Origin of the sequence: Blautia hydrogenotrophica DSM 10507 (assembly GCF_034356035.1) — a bacterium.
Lineage (GTDB): Bacteria > Bacillota > Clostridia > Lachnospirales > Lachnospiraceae > Blautia_A > Blautia_A hydrogenotrophica.
This window is the reverse complement of record NZ_CP136423.1, coordinates 1746740-1769086: the sequence shown is the minus strand read 5'-3', so window position 1 is coordinate 1769086 and position 22347 is coordinate 1746740. Positions and strand designations below refer to the sequence as shown.

25 protein-coding genes are annotated in these 22347 nt (G+C 44.1%); 13 read left to right on the top strand and 12 right to left on the bottom strand.

All coding sequences use genetic code 11. The features are described 5' to 3' along the window. Nucleotides 1–232: 232 nt before the first annotated feature. The 10 genes from BLHYD_RS08235 to rsfS all read left to right on the top strand — a co-directional run bounded on the left by BLHYD_RS08235 (nt 233) and on the right by rsfS (nt 6793). Nucleotides 233–1141, top strand: coding sequence for a bifunctional enoyl-CoA hydratase/phosphate acetyltransferase (locus BLHYD_RS08235; RefSeq protein ID WP_005945623.1), 909 nt, complete (start codon nt 233–235; stop codon nt 1139–1141). 131 nt (nt 1142–1272) lie between these two features. Beyond that, the gene (locus BLHYD_RS08230; protein WP_005945622.1) at nt 1273–2478 is read left to right on the top strand and encodes an MFS transporter; all 1206 of its coding nucleotides are present in this window, start codon (nt 1273–1275) and stop codon (nt 2476–2478) included. A 105-nt stretch (nt 2479–2583) separates the two neighbouring features. Beyond that, nucleotides 2584–2889 carry a 50S ribosomal protein L21 gene (rplU, locus tag BLHYD_RS08225; RefSeq protein WP_005945621.1) on the top strand — a complete coding sequence of 102 codons (306 nt, stop codon included), beginning with the start codon at nt 2584–2586 and terminating at the stop codon, nt 2887–2889. A 15-nt stretch (nt 2890–2904) separates the two neighbouring features. Continuing rightward, complete coding sequence (locus BLHYD_RS08220) at nt 2905–3225, top strand: ribosomal-processing cysteine protease Prp (RefSeq protein WP_005945620.1); 321 nt, start codon at nt 2905–2907, stop codon at nt 3223–3225. A 4-nt stretch (nt 3226–3229) separates the two neighbouring features. Beyond that, a complete protein-coding gene (rpmA, locus tag BLHYD_RS08215) occupies nt 3230–3514 on the top strand; it encodes a 50S ribosomal protein L27 (protein ID WP_005945619.1) in 285 nt (94 codons plus the stop codon). A 65-nt stretch (nt 3515–3579) separates the two neighbouring features. Next, entirely contained in the window at nt 3580–4869 is a 1290-nt protein-coding gene (obgE, locus tag BLHYD_RS08210; RefSeq protein WP_005945618.1) for a GTPase ObgE, read from the top strand. A 12-nt stretch (nt 4870–4881) separates the two neighbouring features. After that, nucleotides 4882–5175: a ribosome assembly RNA-binding protein YhbY gene (gene yhbY / locus BLHYD_RS08205; RefSeq protein WP_005945617.1), complete on the top strand. Its 294-nt coding sequence runs from the start codon at nt 4882–4884 to the stop codon at nt 5173–5175. A gap of 13 nt (nt 5176–5188) precedes the next feature. Further along, nucleotides 5189–5830, top strand: a complete 642-nt coding sequence (gene nadD / locus BLHYD_RS08200) for a nicotinate-nucleotide adenylyltransferase (protein WP_005945615.1) — start codon at nt 5189–5191, stop codon at nt 5828–5830. 5 nt (nt 5831–5835) lie between these two features. Next, nucleotides 5836–6459: a bis(5'-nucleosyl)-tetraphosphatase (symmetrical) YqeK gene (gene yqeK / locus BLHYD_RS08195; RefSeq protein ID WP_005945613.1), complete on the top strand. Its 624-nt coding sequence runs from the start codon at nt 5836–5838 to the stop codon at nt 6457–6459. Then, nucleotides 6434–6793: a ribosome silencing factor gene (rsfS, locus tag BLHYD_RS08190; protein ID WP_005945611.1), complete on the top strand. Its 360-nt coding sequence runs from the start codon at nt 6434–6436 to the stop codon at nt 6791–6793. Before yqeK ends, rsfS begins: the two co-directional genes overlap by 26 nt. 80 nt (nt 6794–6873) lie before the next feature. Here rsfS and lexA read toward each other — a convergent pair whose 3' ends face one another. Next, complete coding sequence (gene lexA / locus BLHYD_RS08185) at nt 6874–7500, bottom strand: transcriptional repressor LexA (protein ID WP_021845790.1); 627 nt, start codon at nt 7498–7500, stop codon at nt 6874–6876. Nucleotides 7501–7739: 239 nt separating this feature from the next. Here lexA and buk point away from each other — a divergent pair, with 239 nt between their 5' ends. Together buk and BLHYD_RS08175 are read left to right on the top strand one after the other, a co-directional pair. Continuing rightward, entirely contained in the window at nt 7740–8810 is a 1071-nt protein-coding gene (gene buk, locus BLHYD_RS08180; RefSeq protein ID WP_005945607.1) for a butyrate kinase, read from the top strand. A 131-nt stretch (nt 8811–8941) separates the two neighbouring features. Continuing rightward, on the top strand, nt 8942–9997 hold the full coding sequence (locus BLHYD_RS08175) for a tyrosine-type recombinase/integrase (protein ID WP_005945605.1): 1056 nt from the start codon (nt 8942–8944) through the stop codon (nt 9995–9997). A gap of 153 nt (nt 9998–10150) precedes the next feature. Here BLHYD_RS08175 and BLHYD_RS08170 read toward each other — a convergent pair whose 3' ends face one another. Genes BLHYD_RS08170 through BLHYD_RS08160 form a run of 3 tightly spaced genes read right to left on the bottom strand, consistent with a single transcriptional unit; the run spans nt 10151 to nt 14294 of the window. Further along, nucleotides 10151–12490, bottom strand: a complete 2340-nt coding sequence (locus BLHYD_RS08170; RefSeq protein WP_260784508.1) for a peptidoglycan DD-metalloendopeptidase family protein — start codon at nt 12488–12490, stop codon at nt 10151–10153. A 48-nt stretch (nt 12491–12538) separates the two neighbouring features. Further along, on the bottom strand, nt 12539–12988 hold the full coding sequence (gene dtd, locus BLHYD_RS08165; RefSeq protein ID WP_040350276.1) for a D-aminoacyl-tRNA deacylase: 450 nt from the start codon (nt 12986–12988) through the stop codon (nt 12539–12541). Then, on the bottom strand, nt 12939–14294 hold the full coding sequence (locus tag BLHYD_RS08160) for an AI-2E family transporter (protein WP_005945597.1): 1356 nt from the start codon (nt 14292–14294) through the stop codon (nt 12939–12941). The genes dtd and BLHYD_RS08160 overlap by 50 nt, the downstream gene beginning before the upstream one ends. Before the next feature lie 205 nt (nt 14295–14499). Here BLHYD_RS08160 and BLHYD_RS08155 point away from each other — a divergent pair, with 205 nt between their 5' ends. Then, a complete protein-coding gene (locus BLHYD_RS08155) occupies nt 14500–15234 on the top strand; it encodes a tRNA lysidine(34) synthetase (protein ID WP_005945595.1) in 735 nt (244 codons plus the stop codon). On the opposite strand, the gene BLHYD_RS08150 is transcribed toward BLHYD_RS08155, so the two are convergent. The 8 genes from BLHYD_RS08150 to BLHYD_RS08115 all read right to left on the bottom strand — a co-directional run bounded on the left by BLHYD_RS08150 (nt 15209) and on the right by BLHYD_RS08115 (nt 22242). After that, a complete protein-coding gene (locus BLHYD_RS08150) occupies nt 15209–15838 on the bottom strand; it encodes a cytidylate kinase-like family protein (RefSeq protein WP_040350365.1) in 630 nt (209 codons plus the stop codon). The genes BLHYD_RS08155 and BLHYD_RS08150 overlap by 26 nt on opposite strands. Before the next feature lie 124 nt (nt 15839–15962). Further along, on the bottom strand, nt 15963–16886 hold the full coding sequence (locus BLHYD_RS08145; protein WP_005945591.1) for an RluA family pseudouridine synthase: 924 nt from the start codon (nt 16884–16886) through the stop codon (nt 15963–15965). Further along, nucleotides 16883–17389 (bottom strand): signal peptidase II, encoded by a 507-nt coding sequence (lspA, locus tag BLHYD_RS08140; protein WP_005945590.1) that lies wholly within the window; start codon nt 17387–17389, stop codon nt 16883–16885. Before lspA ends, BLHYD_RS08145 begins: the two co-directional genes overlap by 4 nt. 13 nt (nt 17390–17402) lie before the next feature. Further along, complete coding sequence (locus tag BLHYD_RS08135; RefSeq protein WP_005945588.1) at nt 17403–18167, bottom strand: YlmH family RNA-binding protein; 765 nt, start codon at nt 18165–18167, stop codon at nt 17403–17405. 3 nt (nt 18168–18170) lie between these two features. Continuing rightward, entirely contained in the window at nt 18171–18791 is a 621-nt protein-coding gene (locus BLHYD_RS08130; RefSeq protein ID WP_021845798.1) for a cell division protein SepF, read from the bottom strand. A 22-nt stretch (nt 18792–18813) separates the two neighbouring features. Then, a complete protein-coding gene (locus BLHYD_RS08125) occupies nt 18814–19506 on the bottom strand; it encodes a YggS family pyridoxal phosphate-dependent enzyme (protein ID WP_021845799.1) in 693 nt (230 codons plus the stop codon). Nucleotides 19507–19519: 13 nt separating this feature from the next. Next, nucleotides 19520–20944: a biotin/lipoyl attachment domain-containing protein gene (locus tag BLHYD_RS08120; protein ID WP_005945580.1), complete on the bottom strand. Its 1425-nt coding sequence runs from the start codon at nt 20942–20944 to the stop codon at nt 19520–19522. Between the two features lie 38 nt (nt 20945–20982). Beyond that, nucleotides 20983–22242 carry an AGE family epimerase/isomerase gene (locus BLHYD_RS08115; RefSeq protein ID WP_005945579.1) on the bottom strand — a complete coding sequence of 420 codons (1260 nt, stop codon included), beginning with the start codon at nt 22240–22242 and terminating at the stop codon, nt 20983–20985. Nucleotides 22243–22347: the final 105 nt, after the last annotated feature.

Sequence of the window (22347 nt, the reverse complement as noted above, 5' to 3'; positions counted from 1 at the left end):
TAACAGCTTGGATTAGCTGCTATGCAGCTAAATCCTCGCTTATGGCTAAGCGCCATATGCTGATAAGAGCAAAACTCTTCTTCAAGCAAGTTCACTCCGAATTTTTGTTCTTATTAGCCGCATGGCTGAATAGTTATCATATTGCTGAATTTTTGTAAAAGACTTCTATACATTTGTCGGCTTTTTGTGTTATGATAGTAAAAATACACAAAATCAGGAAGGAGATATTCTAATGGTGTACAAAAAATTTGAAGAACTCTTGGCTCTGGTTGACACAAAAGCCGACAAAAAGACGGTGGCATTGGTGAGAGCGGAAGATGACCATGCCCTCGAGGCAGTCGCAGAGGTTGTCAAAAAAGGGCTGATCGATGCTGTCTTGGTAGGTAACCGGGAAGCAATCAAAAAGACAGCCGAGAAAATAGGTTTTTCTGTCACCGACGACCAGATTGTTGACGCAGAAGATCCAGAGTCCGCAGCGGCAGAAGGAGTAAAACTCATCAGAGAAGGCAGAGCAGATTTCCTGATGAAAGGAAAATTGGAGACTTCCCAGATGCTCCGGCCAGTGGTAAATAAACAGACTGGGCTGAACAAAGGTGGAGTCATGAGCCATGTGTCCCTCACTGAAGTTCCCGCCTATCACAAGATGGTGTTGACCACTGACGGCGGTATGCTGCCTTATCCGACTCTAGAGCAGAAAAAACACATCATCGAAAATGCAGTGTACGTGATGAACCGTCTGGGGTACGAAGAGCCCAAGGTATGTGTGCTCGCAGCGTCTGAGACACCAAACCCCAAAATGCCGGAATCCATGGAAGCAGCCGCACTCAAAGAGATGAATCAAAAAGGTGAGATCGAAAATTGTATCGTGGAAGGTCCTATCTCCTTTGATTTGGCTATGGTAAAAGAAAAAGCCGAAATAAAGGGATACGAAAGTCCTTGTGCAGGAGACGCGGATATCCTGATCGTTCCCAACATTCATGCTGGAAATATTCTTGGCAAGTGTCTCATAGAGATGGCAAACTCTAAGATGGCAGGATTGATTGTGGGAGCTCAGTGTCCCATTGTTCTCACTTCAAGAGGAGCTTCCTCCGAGGAGAAATTCAATTCTTTGATGTTGGCATGCATTGTGAGCGGCAAGTAAAAGGCTGCTCTTTGTTACTCATTTTCATGCACGATGCACAAAGCATGATTTTGAACATGCATTTCTTATAAATACTGAAGAAGCTTTTGATAGCTGAATCAAGTACATCCAAAATTATAGGGGGTTTACAGATGAACAACAATAAGAGATGGAGTTATCTGATTGCTGGAACAGTTATGCTTTTGTTTCTGGGGTTGATCTATGCCTGGTCCATTTTCAAGGCTCCTTTCAATGAAATTTATACGGATTGGACAGAATCACAGCTGTCCTTGACCTTCACCATATCCATGATATTTTTCTGTCTCGGAGGATTTTTCTCAGGAATACTCCTGAAAAAGTTCCCGGCGAGAATCGTGCTGTGGTTTTCCGCAGCTTTGCTGTTTATTGGATTTTTTGGAGTATCCAGATTAAATCCAGAGCAGTCTCGATCAAGTCTTATGCTTTTGTACGTCATGTATGGATTTTTCTGCGGAGGTGGTGTCGGCATTGGTTACAACGCCGTCATCAGTACAGTCAATAAATGGTTTGTGGACCGTCCAGGAATTGCCTCAGGTCTGATGCTGATGGGCTTTGGACTCGGTGGTATCATTCTGGGAAGTGCAGTGAACACTATGATCAAAGCTGTGGGACTGTTCACCACATTTTTGCTATTGGCAGTGATTGTGACCGTCATCTTAATTCTGGGTTCCTTCTTCATGAAAACACCGCCGAAAGTTGCCTCCAAAAACATGGAGTCGTCGGCAGAAGAAATTCCCAGCACCACGACCGCCGAAATGTTAAAGTCGCCTGCGTTCTGGCTGTTTGTAATCTGGGCAATTCTGCTGAATTCCGCCGGTCTTTTGGTAATCAACAGTGCGGCTACCATTGCGATTGCCTTTGGTGCTCCGGCAGTCGTCGGTCTAGTCGTCTCACTGTGCAACGGTGCCGGAAGAGTGATTATGGGAAGTTTTTTCGATAAGTTCGGCCCAAAACCGTCTTTGTTCCTAAATGTTTGCTTTACGTTCTCTGCCGGCCTTTTCCTGTTTTTAGGCGCGGTAAAACTAGGGATTCCTTTTATCTTAATCGGTCTTCTAATCGCGGGAATTGCTTATGGGAGCACTCCTACGCTGGGGTCTGCTTTTGTGCACAGACAGTTCGGCCCGAAATATTATCCGGTGAATTTCAGCCTCTCAAACTTTGCTCTGATTCCAGCTGCAATCATCGGTCCTATGATCTCTAGTATACTGATTGAACGTTCTGGTGGTGCCTATGATTCCACCTTTATCATGATTATGTTGCTGGCCATTATCGCTTTGGTTGTATATCTGGTCTTAAATAGATATCTCAAAAAGTCTTGACTTCATTAGGTTTCCATGCTATTATTATCAAGTATGCCGCACAAAGAGGTTCTAAGAGCCGCGAGGCCACCGTATTTGGCGAGTAATGTTTATAGGAGGTGCCATATGTACGCAATTATTGCAACAGGTGGTAAACAGTACAAAGTATCCGAAGGCGATATCATTAAGGTTGAGAAACTTGGTGTGGAAGCCGGAGAAACTGTTACTTTCGGTGATGTCCTTGCAGTCAGCAATGACGGTCTGAAAGTGGGCAGCGATGTGGCAAATGCCAGCGTTACCGCTTCTGTAATTGAAAACGGCAAAGGTAAAAAAATTGTCGTTTACAAATACAAGAGAAAAACTGGATATCACAAGAAAAACGGACACAGACAGCAGTACACCAAAGTTAAGATCGAAAAGATCAACGCTTAATCCGCTGTCAGTATTATGATTCGTGTAACAGTTGAAAAAAGCAATGACACATACGTAAGCTTTCGTTCAAAAGGACATGCTGGTTACGCCCCAGCAGGAGAGGACATCGTATGCGCGGCAGTCTCCGCGTTGATTATCACGACTGTCAACTCCATAGAGACTTTCACAGAGGATGCTATGGAGTTGAAGGAAGATGACGGATATCTGTTCTTTCGATTCACGGGTGTGGTCAGTGCTCAGACCAGATTGCTGATAGATTCGTTGGTATTAGGACTGAGTCAGATTCAGGAAAGCTGCGATAATAAGTATTTAGAGGTAATAACCAAGGAGGTGTAAGGCCATGATGAAAATGAACCTTCAGCTTTTTGCTCATAAGAAAGGAGTTGGTTCTACCAAAAACGGTAGAGATTCCGAGTCCAAGAGATTAGGTGCGAAAAGAGCGGACGGACAGTTTGTAAAAGCTGGTAATATTCTTTACAGACAGCGTGGAACCAAGATTCATCCAGGTTTAAACGTGGGATGCGGTAGAGATTATACTTTGTATGCTTTGACAGATGGTGTTGTGAGATATACCAGAAAAGGAAGAGATAAGAAACAGGTTTCTATCGTTCCGGTATCTGAGTAAGCAGTAACAGGAGGCTTCAAATCGTTCAGGTTTGGAGCCTTTTATGATGCAAGAAGGAGGTAAGCATGTTTGCAGACAGAGCAAAGATAATCATCCGGTCTGGAAAGGGCGGAGACGGCCATGTGAGTTTTCGGCGAGAACTGTACGTCCCCAACGGAGGACCAGACGGCGGGGACGGCGGAAAAGGCGGCGACGTGATTTTTGAGGTGGATAAAGGTCTCAATACTCTGACTGACTATCGTCACCGTAGAAAATTTCATGCTCAGGACGGAGAGCCGGGCGGTAAACGCCGCTGCCACGGGGCCAATGGAGGAGATATTATTCTAAAAGTTCCAGAAGGAACCGTTGTGACGGAAGCCCAGAGTGGAAAAGTGATCGCCGATATGTCAGGAGAAAATACCCGTCAGATCATTTTGAGAGGCGGCCGTGGCGGCAAAGGAAATATGCACTATGCTACCGCTACCATGCAGGTGCCGAAATATGCTCAGCCTGGACAGCCTGCCCAGGAGCTGGAAGTAAAATTGGAATTAAAAGTGATTGCTGATGTGGGACTCGTAGGCTTCCCCAATGTGGGAAAATCTACCTTTCTGTCCAGAGTGACCAATGCACAGCCTAAGATTGCCAATTACCATTTCACAACTCTAAGTCCAAATCTGGGGGTTGTGGACCTTGATAACAGTGGTTTCGTCATTGCAGATATTCCTGGCTTGATCGAGGGAGCGTCTGAAGGTGTCGGTCTAGGCCATGAATTTTTGCGCCACATCGAGCGTACTCGCGTAATCATCCACATCGTTGATGCTGCTTCCACGGAAGGGAGAGACCCAATCGACGACATTTATAAGATTAACCGGGAGCTGGAAGCCTACAATCCAGAAATCGCCAAACGTCCTCAGGTAATCGCAGCCAATAAAATTGACGCTATTTACGATGAGACGGACAGTCCGGTAGAACTTTTAAAGATGGAATTTGAGCCCCAGGGCGTCAAAGTCTTCCCCATCTCGGCAGTCAGCGGGGAAGGTGTCAGAGAGCTTCTCTATCACGTACAGTCTCTGTTAAATTCCACAGAACAAAAGCCAATTGTTTTCGAACAAGAATTTTTCCCGGAGGACGTCCTCATCACAGAAAATCTGCCCTACACAGTCACGGTGGACGAAACGGATGCCCACACTTACATCGTGGAAGGCCCAAAGATCGAGAAGATGCTGGGGTATACCAATCTGGACTCCGAAAAGGGCTTCGCCTTTTTCCAGCGTTTCTTAAAGGACAGCGGTATTTTGCAGGACTTAGAAAAAGAAGGAATTCAGGAAGGCGACACTGTCCGCATGTACGGATTTGAATTTGACTATTATAAGTAGAGAGGTAACAGTATGACAAGTAAACAAAGAGCCTACCTAAAAGGGCTGGCGATGAAGATAGAGCCAATTCTTCAATTGGGTAAAAATGGTGTGACTCCGGAAAATACTGCCTCTGTGAATGAGGCGCTAGAGGCCAGGGAGCTGATTAAAATTTCCGTGCTACAAAATTGCCTGTACGATCCCCGTGAGATGGCCGAAGTACTTGCAGAGCGCACACAGTCACAGGTGGTGCAGGTGATTGGCAAAAAAATTATCTTGTACAGAGAAGGAAAAAAAGAGAAAAAGAAAATAGAGCTTCCCCGCTGAAAGAGGATAGAGTATGAGCCAGACAAGAGACGAAAAACGCAGAAGAATCGGAATCATGGGGGGAACCTTCGACCCTATCCATATCGGTCATCTGATTTTAGGTGAGAAGGCATATGAACAATTAGGTCTGGAAAAAGTTCTATTTATGCCTTCTGGAAATCCGCCACACAAAAGACACCGAGCAGGCAGAGCTAGCGACGAGCAAAGAGTAGAGATGGTAGCTAGGGCCATCGCAGGAAACAGCCATTTTGAGCTTTCTACTGTGGAAATGCATGAAGATGGGTATTCCTATACCTACCGGACTTTAGAACAGTTAAATCACGCAAATACAGACGTAGAATACTATTTTATCATTGGAGCAGATTCTCTGTTTAATCTGGACAGCTGGATGAAGCCAGAGCGTATCTGTGCCGCATGTACAATGGTCGTAGCTACCCGTAATCACACCTCTGTCTCTAAGATCAACAGTGAGATGGCACGGCTTAGCCAAAAGTACCAGGGTAGATTCCTCAGACTGGACACTCTGAATATCGATGTCTCCTCAGAAATGCTCCGAAGCTGGGTACAGAGGGGAAAAAGTATTCGATATTACTGTACAGATTCCGTAGTCTCCTATATCGAGGAGCAGAAAATATATAGAACGCCAAAGGAGTGAATTTCATGGCGATATATGATCTGTATCAAATGCAGAAAAAACTAGAAAAATATTTGGATGAAAATCGTTTTCTCCATACGTTAGGAGTCATGTATACCTGTGCCGCTCTGGCAATGGTTCACGACTGTGATCTAGTGGACGCGCAGGTGGCAGGGCTGCTTCATGACAGCGCAAAATGTATCCCCAACAAAAAAAAGCTGAGTATGTGCGCGAAATATGGAATTTCCATCACAGAATTTGAGAGAGAGCACCCCTTTTTGATTCACGCAAAGCTCGGGGCCTACATTGCCAAAGAAAAATATGGTATTCAAAATCCGGAAATTCTAAGCGCAATCACTTGGCACACAACTGGAAAACCAAAGATGTCCAAGTTGGAGAAAATCGTCTATGTTGCGGACTATATTGAGCCCCAAAGAGACAAAGCACCGCATCTTGACTCCATACGCAGACTTGCCTTTCAAGATTTAGATGAATGTATTCATGAAATTTTAAAGGATACATTAGCTTATCTGGATGGCGGACCCGGGGATATTGACAATGCTACGAGAGAAGCATATAGTTATTATCATGAAATCCATCAAAATCGAAAACAGGAGGAAGAGAATGAGTATAGGAAAAGAAATGGCTAGGACAGCCTGCAAAGCTCTAGACGAAAAGAAGGCTCTGGATTTAAAAATCATCGATATCGCAGAGGTTTCCACAATCGCAGATTACTTTGTTATCGCCAGCGGCAGTAACCAAAATCAAGTGCAGGCCATGGTCGACAACGTGGAAGAGAAGCTCGCAAAAGCAGGCTACGAGCCAAAGCAAATCGAAGGCACACGCAGTTCCAGTTGGATTCTGATGGATTATGGAGATCTGATTGTCCATGTGTTTGACGAGGAAAACCGCCTTTTCTACGATTTGGAAAGAATCTGGAGAGACGGAAAAGAAATTGATCTGGAAGCATTAGCAGAAGAGTAGTAGTTTACTGTAATTATATTATGTAAACAAAAGCAACAACTGTAATTTCATTTACAGCTGTTGCTTTTTTATGTAATGTCTCACTCAAATAGACGGAACACACCGAACACTTTTCCCAAAATCTTAAATTCCTGATCGGAATCCACAATGATCGGTTCCATGGTATCATTCTCAGGTTGGAGTCGATAACAATTTTTTTCTTTGTAGAAGCGTTTTACGGTGGCTTCTTCTCCTAAAAGAGCCACAACAATTTCTCCGTTCTGCGCGTCTGGCTGTTGTTGTACCAGCACTTGGTCTCCATCGAGAATTCCAGCATTGACCATACTTTCTCCCTGGACATTCAGAATAAAACACTGTTGGTTTGGCATAAACTCAGCAGGCACAGGAAAGTAGCTCTCGATGTTTTCCACTGCCAGAATAGGCTGACCGGCAGTCACTGTCCCCACAACCGGTACATTCACCATCTCCCGGCGTAGAAGATTAAAGTTGTCGTCTAAGATCTCAATGGTCCGGGGCTTCGTCGGGTCACGGCGTATGTAACCGTTTTTCTCTAACGTCTCCAAATGTGCGTGCACAGAGGAGGTGGATTTCAGCTCTACCGCCTCACAAATTTCTCGGACGGAAGGCGGAAAGCCTCGATTCAAAATTTCGTTTTTTATGTACTCTAATATTTCTCTTTGTTTATCTGTAATTTTTCCATATCCCATGACAGGCTCCTCCATATCAAGATTTCTTATCTACGTATTATATATTTTTTATCATACCATATTTTTTGCCTGAATGCAAACAGACATTCGAGAAAATACTGATCGAGCAAGAAAACTACAATGGCAATTACTTTTTCTTATTCTTTCATTATATTTTTTAATTTCCATTCCGGTAATCTCATCTTATATAATGATATTTACAGAAAGTCGACATATCATGATGAGAGAGGAGAGGGGATATGGAAAACGAAAAAATTTTGGTGATCAACCCGGGCTCAACGTCCACAAAAATTGCTGTCTACAAAGGGGAATGCTCCCAATGGTCCGAGAGTATTCCCCACAGTTTAGAAGAATTAAGCAATTATACTTGTATCTACGATCAGCTAGAAATGAGAAAATCGTTGATTCAAAACTGCCTAGAAAAGCATGGAGAAGCCATGGAATCGTTTGCCGCGGTCGCAGCTCGAGGAGGCAACATGCCCGCAGTACATGCAGGAGCTTATGAAGTGAATGATTATATGGTAAATTTTCTTCACTATACGCCTGGTGACCAGCACGCTTCCAATATGGCGTCCCAGTTAGCTCTAGATTTGGCATCTCCTCAGGGGATTAAGGCATACACCTACGACGCTGTGACGGTAGATGAATTGTTGCCTGTAGCTGCTATGACAGGCCTAAAGGGAATCCCAAGGCAGGCTCGCGGCCACAATCTAAACACACGTGCTGCAGCGCTGACTTTCTGCAAAAACCACGATTTGAATTACGCCGATACCAATATGATTGTAGCCCATCTAGGAGGGGGCATCACCATCAACCTCCACAGCGAAGGAAGGATGATCGACATGGTGATGGATCAGGAAGGACCTTTTTCACCAGAGCGTGCCGGAGGCCTTCCCACCTACACCGTGGTGGATATGGCCTATAGCGGAAAATACACAAGAGAAGAGCTGATGAAAAGGCTTCAGAGAACTGGAGGGCTGATCTCATATTTTGGGACCTCTGATTTAAGGGAGGTGGAAAAACTCATTGAGAACGGAGACGAAGAGGCTGCCTTCGTGGAGGAAGGAATGGCTCTGGCAATTGCCAAGAGTATTGCGAAATTGGCGCCCACAGTGGAGGGAAAGGTCGATTACATCATCCTCACCGGAGGTCTCGCGCATTCTAAGAGGCTGACGGACCTGATTCAGAAAAAAATTGCATTTTTGGCTCCGGTCGCCATACTGCCTGGGGAAAATGAAATGCAGGCATTGGCTGAGGGAATTCTAAGAGTACTCAGAAAAGAAGAGACCGCCCATATTTTGCAGCCTTGAAATACCAAGCCACACAGAAAAAAACAGTTGAAGTTTTTCTTTGTGTGGCTTATAATTAAAAATACATCTATTTGAAAAACCCAGGTTTTTCAAATAGATGTATCGTTATTTCAAAGGAGGCGCTTTTAAGTATGGAAAAACGAATTACTTATCATGAACAGACCGATGTAAAAAATACTCTGAAACTTCGAGAAATTTTAAAAACCCTTCCGCCTTTTTGCCGTGATTATTTCCGAGCGCTAGAGGCCACTACAACCACCAAAACGCGAATCTCCTACGCCTATGATATCCGCGTCTTCTTCCAATATCTCTTAGAGGAAAATCCTACGTTCAAAAACCGCCCCATGGACCAGTTCACCGTGGATATCCTAGACCAGCTCCAGGTTCTGGATATCGAGGAATACCAGGAATATCTAAAAGTATATCAAAACCAAAATAAGACTACCACCAACGGTGAGCGCGGATTAAAGAGAAAGATGTCCTCCTTGCGCAGCTTTTATGCTTACTATTATAAAAGGGAAATGATAGAGACAAATCCCACTTTGTTGGTAGATATGCCTAAACTCCACCAAAAAGCAATTACTCGGTTGGACGCTGACGAAGTGGCTCTGCTCTTAGACTACATCGAACACGCCGGCGATGAGCTGACCGGACAAAAAAAGGTGTACTACGAAAAGACCAAGGAACGCGATTTGGCACTTGTCACTCTTCTACTGGGCACAGGGATTCGAGTGTCGGAATGTGTGGGGCTGGATGTGGAAGATCTAGATTTTAAGAACAATGGAATCAAAGTCACGAGAAAAGGCGGTGGCGAGATGATTGTCTATTTTGGCAGTGAAGTGGAGACTGCTCTTCGTCGTTATCTGAAGGCACGGGATAATATTACTCCCGTGGTAGGCCACGAACACGCACTCTTCTACTCCACTCAAAGAAAACGCCTAGGAGTTCAGGCTGTGGAAAATTTGGTTAAAAAATACGCCTCCCAGATCACCACCACAAAAAAAATCACACCTCATAAACTGAGGAGCACCTATGGCACTGCCCTCTACCAAGAAACTGGAGACATCTATTTAGTAGCTGATGTCTTAGGGCATCGGGACGTAAATACAACCAAAAAACACTATGCCGCCATTGATGACAGCCGCAGAAGAAAGGCTGCCTCTGCGGTTACACTGCGGGAGAAATAACATTTCGATGGATACGGATGCCATCCTGCGTCTGACAGAACAAGGAATCAAATTTACTCAACAAGTTAAAATATGTGAGAGCCGTCATGACAGCCCATGATTTCTTTGAATCAAAGCTGCCTTGACGGCTCTTCTTTATTATTCTTATTCTGTCTAATGTTTTGGTTCTGTCACATAATCCAGTGGATCTACATAAGAACCGTTGGCTTTCACTCCAAAGTGCAGATGCGGTCCCGTGGAATTACCTGTGGAGCCCACATAACCGATCAGCTGCCCTTTGCTCACCCTATCTCCCACTTTCAACCCAGGAGCAAACTTGCTCTGATGCATGTACTGGGTTTCCAACGCTTTCCCATTGAGTGTTCCGTGGGAAATCTGAATATAGTAGCCTGCAGAAGAACTGTACTGACGGATAACAATAGTTCCGGAAGCCGCCGCATAGATCGGAGTTCCACTGTTCGCTGCAATATCAATGCCCATGTGATTGGTGGAGCCAATTCCCCCCGGTGAATCTCTGCCTCCGAAATAACTAGAGATGTAAGACCAACTCTTGAGCGGCCAGGCTAGAGTATTGGCTTGGTTTACTTTTCCTTCTTCCCACACTCCATCGCTTCCCATATAATGTGTGGAATCCACCCAGGTGTTTCTGGCCATTATGCCCGTACTCTCATAAAAGTAATACAGTTTTTTATTGATGTGATTAAATCCTGTCAAAGCAAATCCATACCGTTTACTGAAATAATACCGGTCTCCTCCGATGTCCTGCCAACCTAAAAGTAGAGCACCGCTGGAGCTTGCGTAATAAATTTTACCACCCTTTTTTACCCACTGGCTCGCGTAAGCGGCGCCATTGCTACCAAAGTAGTAAAATTTACCGTTAATCTTCATAAGGCCAGTCTGGCGTACACCGGTGGATGGATCGAAATAATACAACTTTTTATTAATACGATTCGCACCTGTGAGCATATGCCCGTCTTTACTGTAGAAATAGCGGTATTCTCCCTTGGAGTTCTTCAACCAGCCTTCCGCCCTCCAGCCATTGTAACGGACATAGTATTTGTATGTCTTTCCGTTTTCCTTGGAGGTAATCCAACAACTCTTTAACATGTGGCCGTCTTTACGGTAAAAATAGTAAGTATGCCCGTCTTTATAGTCCAGCCACCCGCCTTTGTACAGCTTGCCGTTCTTGTCATAGTAGTATTTTTTACTACCGATCGTGACGATGGTATTCTGTGCCCTTCTTCCGGAGCTCTGGAAATAATACTCCGCTGAGTCAATGTTCTGCTTTCCAGTGCGCATCACGCCGTCGTCACCGAAATAATAATAATTTCCGGCCTGGGTCTTAAACCATCCAGTCTGCATATAGCCGTGCACAGAATTGAAATAGTATTTCTTTCCGCCGATTGTGCGCAGTCCTGTATACCGCACACCGGTAGACGGTTCAAAATAATATTTCTTATGGTTAATGCTGTTCCAGCCTGTGAGCATATGGCCATCCTTGCGGTAGAAATAGCGGTATTCTCCCTTGGAGTTCTTCAGCCAGCCTTCCGCTCTCCAGCCATTGTAACGGACATAACGTTTATATGTCTTTCCATTTTCCTTAGAGGTAATCCAACAACTCTTTAACATGTGGCCGTCTTTACGGTAAAAATAGTAAGTATGCCCATCTTTATAGTCCAGCCACCCGCCTTTGTACAGCTTGCCGTTCTCGTCATAGTAGTATTTTTTACTACCGATCGTGACGATGGTATTCTGTGCCCTTCTTCCGGAGCTTTGGAAATAATACTCCGCTGAGTCAATGTTCTGCTTTCCAGTGCGCATCACGCCGTCGTCACCAAAATAATAACAATTTCCGGCCTGGGTCTTAAACCACCCAGTCTGCATATAGCCGTGTACAGCATTGAAATAGTATTTCTTTCCGCCGATTGTGCGCAGTCCTGTATACCGCACACCGGTAGACGGTTCAAAATAATATTTCTTATGGTTAATGCTGTTCCAGCCTGTGAGCATATGGCCATCCTTGCGGTAGAAATAGCGGTATTCTCCCTTAGAGTCCTTCAGCCAACCACTTTTGTACAGCTTTCCTTCTTTATCGTAATAATACTTTTTTCCTTTTACTGTGACAATCTCATCTTGAGTCATTCTTCCAGAACTCTTGAAGTAATACTGTACAGATTCGATTTCTTGAACACCGGTACGCATGACACCATCGTCGCCGAAATAATAATAGTTTCCTGCCGATGTCTTATACCATCCAGTCTGCATATAGCCATGCACAGAATTAAAATAGTAGGTTTTCCCACCTATTTTCGTCTTCCCCTTTGCTTTCTGTCCGTCGATATAGTAATACTTCTTACCGTTTTCCGTGACCCAGCCATTTTGCTTTTTCACAGCCGCGGCGTGAACTGTCACCTCCGCATATGACATTGTGCCTAAACCAAAGCACAGCATAAGAATAAGAAACAGACCATACACATAATTTCTTTTCTTCATACTCTCACCCTCTTCGTTGTTTTAATTTTGGTTTGCTCCCATTCCAATCTATCCCATCAGCGATTCATCCAGAATCACTGTAAATGGGCCATCGTTTTCCAGACTCACCTTCATGTGTTCCCCAAAACATCCTGTCTGGACTACGGAAACCTGTTCCCTGGCTTTTTCTACCATATACTCATAGAGCTCATTCGCCATGTCCGGCGCTCCGGCTTCTATGAAACTGGGACGGTTTCCTTTCCTGCAGTTCGCGTAGAGCGTAAATTGTGAGATCATCAGCAGCTGTCCCTTCACATCGCTCAAAGACAAGTTTGTCTTGTCATTTTCATCCTTAAAAATTCTAAGGCCTAGCATCTTCTTTAAATACTTATCAGCAGTCTGTCGGTCGTCATTTTGTCCGACACCGATCAGCACCACAAAGCCTTTTTCAATTTTCCCCACTACTTTTTCATTTACTGTCACGCTCGCGTGATTTACTCTCTGTATCACCATTCTCATGATTTTCTTCTTTCTCCTCCGCTCTCTTTTTATGACTGTGATGTTTTTTCCTCAAATTTAAATTCTCCATCTTCTGAGGCTGCAAAGTCTTAGGATCTAGACAGTCAATATTATAATAATCCACTGCATCCGTCGGCAGTTTTCTCTTTTTCAGAGACCTTCGAATAATTTTCCAGGTCATCGCGTACAACACCGCACAAACCGGCACTCCTACAAACATGCCAAAAATTCCGAACAGTCCGCCTCCCATTAAAATTGCCAGGATCACCATGAAACTGGACAGTCCTGTGGACTCTCCTAGAATTTTCGGTCCTAAAATGTTTCCGTCAAACTGCTGAAGCGCGAAAACAAAAATCACAAAATAGATACACTGTATTGGGTCCACCAATAAAATCAGGATGGCACTGGGAATCGCTCCCAGATAGGGACCGAAAAATGGAATTACATTTGTCACACCTACGACGACGCTGATCAATGTGGCGTAAGGAGTTCCGATCAGATTGGTCCCTATATAGCAGAGAATCCCAATAATCAGAGAGTCCAGAAGTTTACCATTGATAAAGCCGCCGAAAGTTTTGTGGGTGAATCTCATGCTGCGAATCACCACATTTGCCCTTTCCGGGGATAAAAAAGAGTAGAGCCACATCTTGCTCTTGGCTACAAACCCTTCTTTGTCGGCCAAAATATAAACCGATACGATCGCTCCGATCAATAAATTTTTCAGCACATTGAGCATGTCAAAAACGCCCTCTGAGAAATTCTGCAACGTCTCTTGCAGTTTAGGCAGAATATTACCAGTGAGATAGGCCTCAATCTTCACAGAATACTGGCTGAGAAATTCTTGAAAAAAAGAATGGAGCTGAGAATTCCCTTCTAAAACATCATTAATCCATTTCTGTGCGCTTAAAATATAACTTGGAAAATTATAGATAATATTCACAATGCTTCGTATTAGCTCAGGCAACAGCATCATCAGCAGTGAATAGATAATACAGCACATAAATACGAGAGAAAGCAAAATACTCACATAGCGCACCACGCTCTTTATGCGTTTGGAGAGATGAAAATGCCTGTGCTCTAGGAATCGAAAGAATACCTTTCTCTCCAGAAAATTGGTGATTGGACAAATCAGATAAGCAATCGCGGCTCCATAGAGGATTGGCATAAGTATATGAAGAAAAATACTGATACCGCGAATTAAAACGCCCATCTGGAAAATTCCGAAATAAAAAAGCATACTGGCTGCCACTACGACAAACCCAGTTACACCCCAATACAAGTATTTGTTATCCCAACGGAATTTCATAACCAACCTCCACTTTTAGAAATAGCTGGTAAAATTATAACATGAATTTTAATATTTGTCACAGATTTTTAAATTTTTTCCTATCTTTTTTAACATAAATTCGATATAATAAACTCGTTATCGTATCGAGCGATACTGGGATAAAAAAACTAATTTTGAGGGTTTTCCCAGTTCCGCAAAAAACTATGGAGGATAAATACAAGATATGAAATATCAACAGTTGTTGAGCATCACTAGAAAAGCAGTCGATGAATTTCACCTGATAGAAAAAGGAGACAAAATCGCTGTGGGAATCTCCGGCGGAAAAGACAGTCTGACACTCTTATATGCATTGGCAGGGTTGAGACGTTTTTATCCAAATCCTTTTGAGCTAGAAGCAATCACAGTGGACATGGGATTTGGAGATTTCCACACGGATAAAATACAGCAGCTTTGTGACAAATTGGAAGTTCCCTACACTGTTGTTCCTACAGAGATTTCTAAAATCATCTTTCAGGACAGAAAAGAAAGCAACCCCTGTTCTCTCTGTGCCAAGATGAGAAAAGGGGCGCTTAATGAGGTTGCAAAAAAATTAAATTGTAATAAAATCGCCTATGCCCACCACAAGGATGATGTGGTAGAAACCATGCTGCTCTCGTTAATTTTTGAAGGGCGCTTCCACACGTTCTCCCCGATGACTTATTGGGACCGCATGGATCTCACACTCATCCGTCCTCTCTTGTATGTCGATGAGGCGGATATCATCGGTTTCAAAAACAAATACGATCTTCCTGTGGAGAAGAGCGCCTGTCCCGCTGACGGCAATACCAAACGCGAATACGCGAAAGATCTTCTGCGCACGTTAAATCTGGAAAATCCAGGCGTCAAGCAAAGAATGTTCACCGCCATTTTGAATGCAGACTTGAAAGGCTGGCCTACAAGGTACTCTCGAAAATCTTGATCGCCTCCACAATGGCCTTGACGGAACCGTCGATTCCAAATTTTCCACTGTCCACACAGAGATGATAGCTGGACGCCTCTCCCCATTTCTTATTCGTATAATAATTATAGTAGCTAGAACGACTCTTATCTGTCTTTAAGATCACATCTTTTGAAGCACTTGCCTTCTTGTCGTATTTCTCTGAGATTCTCTTGATCCTTTGATCTAAATCACAGTGAATAAAGACACTGAAGGCATTCTTCATGTCTGCGAGCGCATAATCTGCACACCTGCCTACCATAACACAGGGGCCTTCCGCAGCCAGCTTCTTGATGGCGTCAAACTGCGCTAAAAAAACTTTGTGGTTCATGGGCATGTCTGTAAAGGCCGCGGAGGAATATCCAAAAGAATAGGTATCCATCACTAGAGAGTACAGAAAACTGTTGGTGGGCTTTTCATCATGATTTTCAAACAATTCCTTACAGATTCCGCTGTCATTGGCTGCATGTTCCAACAATTCCTTGTCATAACATTTTATCCCAAAAATCCGTGCAACCTCCTGACCAATCTGTCTTCCGCCGCTTCCGTACTGTCTTCCAATCGTAATAATCGCATTTGTTTTCATATCGGTCACTCCCTTCACCAAAACCCTTGCTGTCCTGATAGCAAAAGGACTTTCACGCATTAACGCGACAAGGCCATTCCTATTGTATAAAAACATTATACAATACTTTTTGTTGGATTTCCATTTATTTTCTTAATTTTTCCAACATTTTTTGAAAATACTCTGGCAAAGGTGCCTCAAATTCGACATATTTTTCATAATATGGATGTGTAAATCCTAAAACCATGGCGTGCAGAGTCTGTCCCTGAAGTTCATAAGGGTTCTTAGAAGAACCATAAACAGTGTCTCCTAGCAGAGGATGTCCAATACTGCTCAGATGCACCCGTATCTGATGCGTTCGCCCGGTCTCTAGCCGACACTCTATATAAGTAGCCTTCCCAAAACGTTCCAGCACTCTGTAATGGGTCACTGCATCTTTTCCATTCTTAAAGTTGATCGACATCTTTTTTCGGTCCACAGGATGCCGCCCGATGGGGCCTTCCACAGTTCCCTCGTCAGCGGACAGATTGCCGGTTACAATTGCCCGATACCTGCGGGTAATTGTGTGCTCAGCAAGCTGAACCGCAAGATTTCGGTGCGTTTGATCGTCTTTACAGACTACCAGAGCTCCGGTGGTATCCTTGTCAATTCGATGAACAATGCCGGGACGAAGCACCCCATTAATTCCTGACAGTTGTCCTTTACAGTGAAACAGGACGCCGTTCACCAGCGTCCCACTGTAATGTCCTGGACAGGGATGTACGACCATCCCCTTGGGTTTGTTGATGACCAGCAGATAGGGGTCTTCATAGAGAATATCCAGCGAAAGATCTTCCGGCTCTATATCCGGCTCCCTGCTTTTGGGCATCTGAAAGTAAATCTCATCCCCGCATTGCAGGCGGTCGCTCGCCTTCGCGACCTTCCCATCGATAAATACTCCCCCGTCTTTCAAAAGTTTCTGAAAATAGGAACGAGAGATCTCCGGCATCACCCGTGCTAAATATTTGTCGATTCTTTGATTCTCATCCTGCTCTTCGGCTTTCAGCCATACATTCTCTGAGTCACTCATCTACTTCGTCTCCATTTTAGAAAAGAATAGTCTTCCTCTTTGTACACCACAAGTACGTTGAACAGCATCAAAATGCCTCCGATGACCACGCAGCAGTCCGCCACGTTGAAGATAGGAAAATGAATGAGGGAGAAATAGATAAAGTCCACGACATACTTGTGTAAAATTCTGTCCACGAGGTTTCCCAGAGCACCGGCTGCAAGCAAAACTGCCATCAGGCGAAACAGCCAATATTTTTTCTCTAATGGCAGTCGGTAGTAAAAATAGGCTGCTATCACCAGAAACACACAGCACAGCAGAATAAACAGCCACTGTTGGTTCTGCAAAATCCCAAATGCCGCTCCTCTGTTCTCCAAGTATTGAAATTCCAGCACTCCTGGAATAAGCTCCACACTTTCCTTTCCCTTCAAGTTCCTCACCGCCAGCAGTTTTGTTCCCTGATCCGCCAGAAAAAAGAGAAGAAATCCTAAAATTCCTTTGATTATCGCTGTCTTTTTTGTCATTTTTTGCTCCTACTTATAGATATCTTTTCACTGAAACACGGTATCTCCCCTTCTTTGTCTGAGTCAGGATTTGCTCATAGATGAATCGTCCTTTCTGTCGGACAGAAATCAGGTCCTTCTCTCTTGGGGTATAGCCATTAGATGTGATCTGCCGTCCATTGACAAATACCTTTCCTCCTTCAATGAACGGAGTGATTCTGCTTCTGGACTCGCCGAAAGCCAGTGCAATTAGGACATCCAGACGAATAGAGGGAACGGTTCCTTGGATCTCCCGGAATTTGGGTTGTGGAAGCTCCTCCATCTCCATAACCTGAACCGTCAGGACCGCCGTATGTCTCACCCGTGTCAAGTTGTCTTGAATAAAGCCTGCCATCGTCTCCTTACAGAAACAGTACGCTCCAGTTTCATCAATCAGCAGATCTCCGAGCATGGAACGTTCCAGTCCCAAATTCAGCAGAGCTCCTAAGTAGTCTCTGTGGGACAGCTTTTCTGAGAACTTTAGAGAAAGAGGCTGTATTTTAAGGCAGACTATGGGATAGCTCAGTATCTCCTCCATAAGGTAAGAAAGAGCATCAGGGAGAAATGCTGCCATCTGACGCTCTGCCAAATCATAGCCGCCGAAGGTACAAACCGTCACTGGAAGGCTCCCCGAAATCAAGCTATGAATCTTATGTAGTTCATCCAGATTCAGAAAATCCGTATACAACACAATATCTCTGTTGTAGGCACGGCTTGCCAAATCTTTCATTCGTTTTTCAAATAACAAATCTTTATCCATGTATCAATATCCTGTCCTCATGGATGGTACCGCTCCGTTTAAAATATTCTGGAAATCTCCCGTGATGTCCACGTTATACGGAGTCAGAATAAAAATATAGCTGGACACTTTCTGCAGGCTGCCGCCCAGAGAATAACAAGCACCGGAAGTAAAATCAATAATCCTCTGTGCCAGTTCCACGTCCATTCCTTCCAGATTCAACACAACCGTAGAATTGTCAACCAATGTGTCCGCGATTTCCCTGGTATCTTCCATGGAAGCAGGTTTGATTACACAGACTTCCATTGTCTGATTATGGCTGGCTTTCTTGGAGTTGCGCATTGGAGTAATTTTAGACGGTGCCGGTCTGGAAGCCTGCCTTGTGGGCCTCTCTACAACTTTAGAAGCTGCCGCTGTCTTAGATGCTCTTTTTGAGGCTCTCTCCACTGGCTCGTCATCAAAATCATCCATGTCCTCATCGAACTCAAGGTCTTTCTTCTTAGAAAATTTATCAAAGAACTTTTTTCGCGGTTTTTCTTCTATCTCATCAAAATCGTCGTCCAGAATATCGTCATCTAAAAAATCATCGTCCTCAAAGTCATCGTTTAATTTAATGGCATCTAAAAACTTATCAAAAACACCCATTTTTAATCTCCATTTCCTAGTCTTATCGTGAATAATCACGTGCGCCGAAAATACCGGTTCCTACACGTACCATGGTTGCCCCTTCTTCAATCGCTACTTCATAATCATTGGTCATTCCCATACTCAGCACACTCATAGTAACATTATTAATGTTTTTGGCCGTAATGTCAACACTTAATTTTTTCAAACTTCGAAAGATTTCGCGGTTTTCCTCAGGATTTTCTACAAAAGGAGCTACCGTCATCAGTCCCTGAACCCTCACATTCGGAAGTTTTGAGACTGCCTCTATCAATGAGACCACTTCTTCCAATGACAATCCGAATTTACTGTCCTCCTCAGCCACATTGACCTCGATCAAAACTGGGACCACCACATTTTTTTTCTGGGCCTCTTTGTCAATGGTCTCTGCCAGCCGCAGAGAATCCACAGAGTGTATCATCTTAACCTTGTCCACAATATATTTTACTTTATTTCTCTGAAGATGTCCGATCATGTGCCAGTGGATATCCTGGGGAAGCTGATCGTACTTCGCCGTGATCTCCTGGACCTTATTTTCCCCAAACTCCCTAGCTCCCGCATCATAAGCCTCCTGAAGCATCTCCACAGGCTTTGTCTTGCTTACTGCAATTAAAGTCACCTCTTTGGGATTTCTGCCACTTCTTATACAGGCACCTTCAATTTTTTTCTCTACATCTCTCAGATTTTCTGACAGCATGGTATCTTCCTCCTTAATAGACAATATCTGATTCTTTGACACTGTCCGCTTTCTCCGCGATATGGTCATATCTGGAAAGCCCATAAGTAGTGTCTTTGCGGACAATCGCGTACTCTTCATTTTGGTCAATTAGCTCAATTCGACGGAAAACGGCGTATCCTTGATTGATACAGTAGACTCCTTCTAATGCGCCCGTATCTCCCACCACATAACGATCGGAACTATCTGGTTTTAGGATTGCATCTCCTTCTCTGAGAACATTCTCTGAATTGTTGTCACCGTTCTCATCTCCCATCTCAAAATAATAGTAATCGTCTGTGGAAGCGTAGATTGTCGGACTCACAAACTTTGTGGAACTCTCCCCGTCTTTACTGGTTGTAACAAGATCAAATCCTTGATAAGCTCCGCTCTCATCCACCTGCGCAAAATCCTTGGGTACAATATAGAAGTCCTTCGTCGTAATGGCAGAAAGCGGAACCTTCAACCCCGTCTGCGTATTTGTAACCAGCTCAATATCCAAAAAACGGTCTGACGCATAACGGATTAATCCTTTGTTGAAATCTATCTTTCCATATTTCTCCCCATCAATTTTTTCAATGGAAAAACTCCCCATCTGTGTCATACCATCTTTTTTGAACTTTACACGGATAGTGTCGGTATCCGTCAGCTGGGCCGCCTGTTTATCGCTGAGAGGAATCAACAAACTCCAGCGTTCGTCTGTAACCAAAGTGTAGACAGGATCACCAGTCTTCACTTTTTGGGAAGTTTTTAAGTCTTCCTTTTCATATGAATTCTGATCAAAATCTTCTGCTTTCAATTTTTCCAATGTTTTTTTCTCGTAGCCATCCATAGAGTATAGCACAATTCCATCGGTTGTGGTTTTGGACAAAATCTGCCCAGCCGTATTTACAACGGCGGCCGTACCGTCATCGGAATCTGCGGTACTCTGGTCATTTACTCCTGCATAATTTAAAATTTCACCGGCCAGCTCATATTTGAAGCTATAAGTAGAGTTAAAATTCGCAGGGTCAAATCCATAGGAAAAGTTGCTCATCTGACTGCGTATTTTAGACAAATCTTCCTGATCTAAAGTTTCTGAACCATTCAGGGCCTGATCAGAGCTCAAACCGAAAACCACCCCATTGGCATTGATTTTATTTCCCTCCCGGGCGTAATAAGTGACATACCCATCCGCATCGGCTTTCACCACCTCTTCCTCCCGTATTGCCAATCCTGTGTACATCTCATTACTGGCAAGAGGACCCGAGGTAACTTGATAAGACTCAAAATGCGAGCTGGTCATGTATCGTATTCCAAGGATCAGCAAATACAAAAACAAAATGCCAAACATTACTGTACCGATGTTCAGTGTAAACAGCTTCTTCAGATCTTTGAGTGATATTTTTACTTTCGGTAAAGATTTCTTTGGTTTTGGCAATAAGCAACTTCCTTTCTCATCTGATAAATCATACAGCGCTATTGTATCATTTTCCCACTCAGATTACAAGTCACCATCTTCTCCTTTACAGCGGCAGCTATCGAGAGATCAAAACGATAGCATGGAATCAATGTCGCCTGCACCGCGTGGTAAAGATCCGGCTTTCCAGGCCAGACAGTTTTCACAACCTGATTGTCTTTGTTCAACTGGTGAAACCAAGAGCCCTTTTCATGATCCAACACAAAAGTATCCAGATACTGCATAAAACTTTCGTAATCTCTAGAATACTCTGCTTTTCCCGTAGCCTGGTACAGAACTGCAGAAGTGTTAATCGCCTCAGCCAACGTCCAGTGCATCCGGTCATGGACAATCGGTCGCCCGTCCCAGTCTGTCGTGTAGACAAGTCCAGGGGCCCCGTCACAGTTCCAGGCGTCTGATATAGCCCTGTGGTACAGTAGCTGCGAGGCCTCCATATAGGAAGCTCTATTCTTCTTCGCCAGAGCTGAAGATGCCCACTGTATAATAAGTCTGGCCCACTCTATCCCATGCCCGGGCGTTGCCCCGTACGGTTTAAAGGGATCCTCAGGACAACTTTCGTTATATTGAAGCTGTGGTGTCCATGACTTTGTAAAATGCTCTGGGATTCTCCATTGGTTGCCACTGGCCCACCCAATTACGTGATCGATGATGCGTCCCGCCCTCTCTGTGTACTCTCTTTTTCCTGTGGCATCCGTTGCGGCCAAAAACGCCTCCACTGTGTGCATATTCGCATTCAGCCCACGATATTCCTCTAAGATTGTAAATTCCGTATTCCAGGTATCACAAGACAGCCCCTTTTCTTCATCCCAAAATCTAAGGTCATACAAGTCTAATGCCATCTGCAAAAGTTCCTCAGCTCCATTTTTTTGAGCCAGAAGCCCAGAGGAAGCCGCCAAAATGACAAAAGCATGGGCATAACATTGTTTTTGAGGCAGAGGAACTCCCTGGGAGGTGAGCCCGGTATACCAGCCGCCATTTTTGTCATCATGAAGTTCTCTGAGAAGCCCTTGGATTGCTGCATCTGCCAGCCCCTCTCTTTGCCTATTCCCCAACAGTTCATCCAAACAATATACGTGTGCCATACGGCTGGTTATCCAAGTCTCTCGCGGTCTGTCCTTCCAAGGCGTACCATCGTCTCCCAGATAATAGGCACTACCCTGGGGAGAAGCATACTTCTCTCCGAATCGAAATAGTCCCTCACGAATTCTTTTCAGAAAATCTTTGTTCTCTTCCGTTCCAAGTTGATATTTCCTATTCATCTTTTCCCTCCAAATTTGTAACAACAATTAGTGTAACAAGGTCTTTCCTATTACATAAGAAAAAGAGAAACCCTAGATTCTTCCAGTGGTTTCTCTCACTTTTGC

Excerpts from the sequence above, each read along its gene's own strand:
- BLHYD_RS08235 (WP_005945623.1), top strand. The coding sequence starts at position 233 with ATGGTGTACAAAAAATTTGAAGAACTCTTGGCTCTGGTTGACACAAAA.
- BLHYD_RS08230 (WP_005945622.1), top strand. The coding sequence starts at position 1,273 with ATGAACAACAATAAGAGATGGAGTTATCTGATTGCTGGAACAGTTATG.
- rplU (WP_005945621.1), top strand. The coding sequence starts at position 2,584 with ATGTACGCAATTATTGCAACAGGTGGTAAACAGTACAAAGTATCCGAA.
- BLHYD_RS08220 (WP_005945620.1), top strand. The coding sequence starts at position 2,905 with ATGATTCGTGTAACAGTTGAAAAAAGCAATGACACATACGTAAGCTTT.
- rpmA (WP_005945619.1), top strand. The coding sequence starts at position 3,230 with ATGATGAAAATGAACCTTCAGCTTTTTGCTCATAAGAAAGGAGTTGGT.
- obgE (WP_005945618.1), top strand. The coding sequence starts at position 3,580 with ATGTTTGCAGACAGAGCAAAGATAATCATCCGGTCTGGAAAGGGCGGA.
- yhbY (WP_005945617.1), top strand. The coding sequence starts at position 4,882 with ATGACAAGTAAACAAAGAGCCTACCTAAAAGGGCTGGCGATGAAGATA.
- nadD (WP_005945615.1), top strand. The coding sequence starts at position 5,189 with ATGAGCCAGACAAGAGACGAAAAACGCAGAAGAATCGGAATCATGGGG.
- yqeK (WP_005945613.1), top strand. The coding sequence starts at position 5,836 with ATGGCGATATATGATCTGTATCAAATGCAGAAAAAACTAGAAAAATAT.
- rsfS (WP_005945611.1), top strand. The coding sequence starts at position 6,434 with ATGAGTATAGGAAAAGAAATGGCTAGGACAGCCTGCAAAGCTCTAGAC.
- lexA (WP_021845790.1), bottom strand. The coding sequence starts at position 7,500 with ATGGGATATGGAAAAATTACAGATAAACAAAGAGAAATATTAGAGTAC.
- buk (WP_005945607.1), top strand. The coding sequence starts at position 7,740 with ATGGAAAACGAAAAAATTTTGGTGATCAACCCGGGCTCAACGTCCACA.
- BLHYD_RS08175 (WP_005945605.1), top strand. The coding sequence starts at position 8,942 with ATGGAAAAACGAATTACTTATCATGAACAGACCGATGTAAAAAATACT.
- BLHYD_RS08170 (WP_260784508.1), bottom strand. The coding sequence starts at position 12,490 with ATGAAGAAAAGAAATTATGTGTATGGTCTGTTTCTTATTCTTATGCTG.
- dtd (WP_040350276.1), bottom strand. The coding sequence starts at position 12,988 with ATGAGAATGGTGATACAGAGAGTAAATCACGCGAGCGTGACAGTAAAT.
- BLHYD_RS08160 (WP_005945597.1), bottom strand. The coding sequence starts at position 14,294 with ATGAAATTCCGTTGGGATAACAAATACTTGTATTGGGGTGTAACTGGG.
- BLHYD_RS08155 (WP_005945595.1), top strand. The coding sequence starts at position 14,500 with ATGAAATATCAACAGTTGTTGAGCATCACTAGAAAAGCAGTCGATGAA.
- BLHYD_RS08150 (WP_040350365.1), bottom strand. The coding sequence starts at position 15,838 with ATGAAAACAAATGCGATTATTACGATTGGAAGACAGTACGGAAGCGGC.
- BLHYD_RS08145 (WP_005945591.1), bottom strand. The coding sequence starts at position 16,886 with ATGAGTGACTCAGAGAATGTATGGCTGAAAGCCGAAGAGCAGGATGAG.
- lspA (WP_005945590.1), bottom strand. The coding sequence starts at position 17,389 with ATGACAAAAAAGACAGCGATAATCAAAGGAATTTTAGGATTTCTTCTC.
- BLHYD_RS08135 (WP_005945588.1), bottom strand. The coding sequence starts at position 18,167 with ATGGATAAAGATTTGTTATTTGAAAAACGAATGAAAGATTTGGCAAGC.
- BLHYD_RS08130 (WP_021845798.1), bottom strand. The coding sequence starts at position 18,791 with ATGGGTGTTTTTGATAAGTTTTTAGATGCCATTAAATTAAACGATGAC.
- BLHYD_RS08125 (WP_021845799.1), bottom strand. The coding sequence starts at position 19,506 with ATGCTGTCAGAAAATCTGAGAGATGTAGAGAAAAAAATTGAAGGTGCC.
- BLHYD_RS08115 (WP_005945579.1), bottom strand. The coding sequence starts at position 22,242 with ATGAATAGGAAATATCAACTTGGAACGGAAGAGAACAAAGATTTTCTG.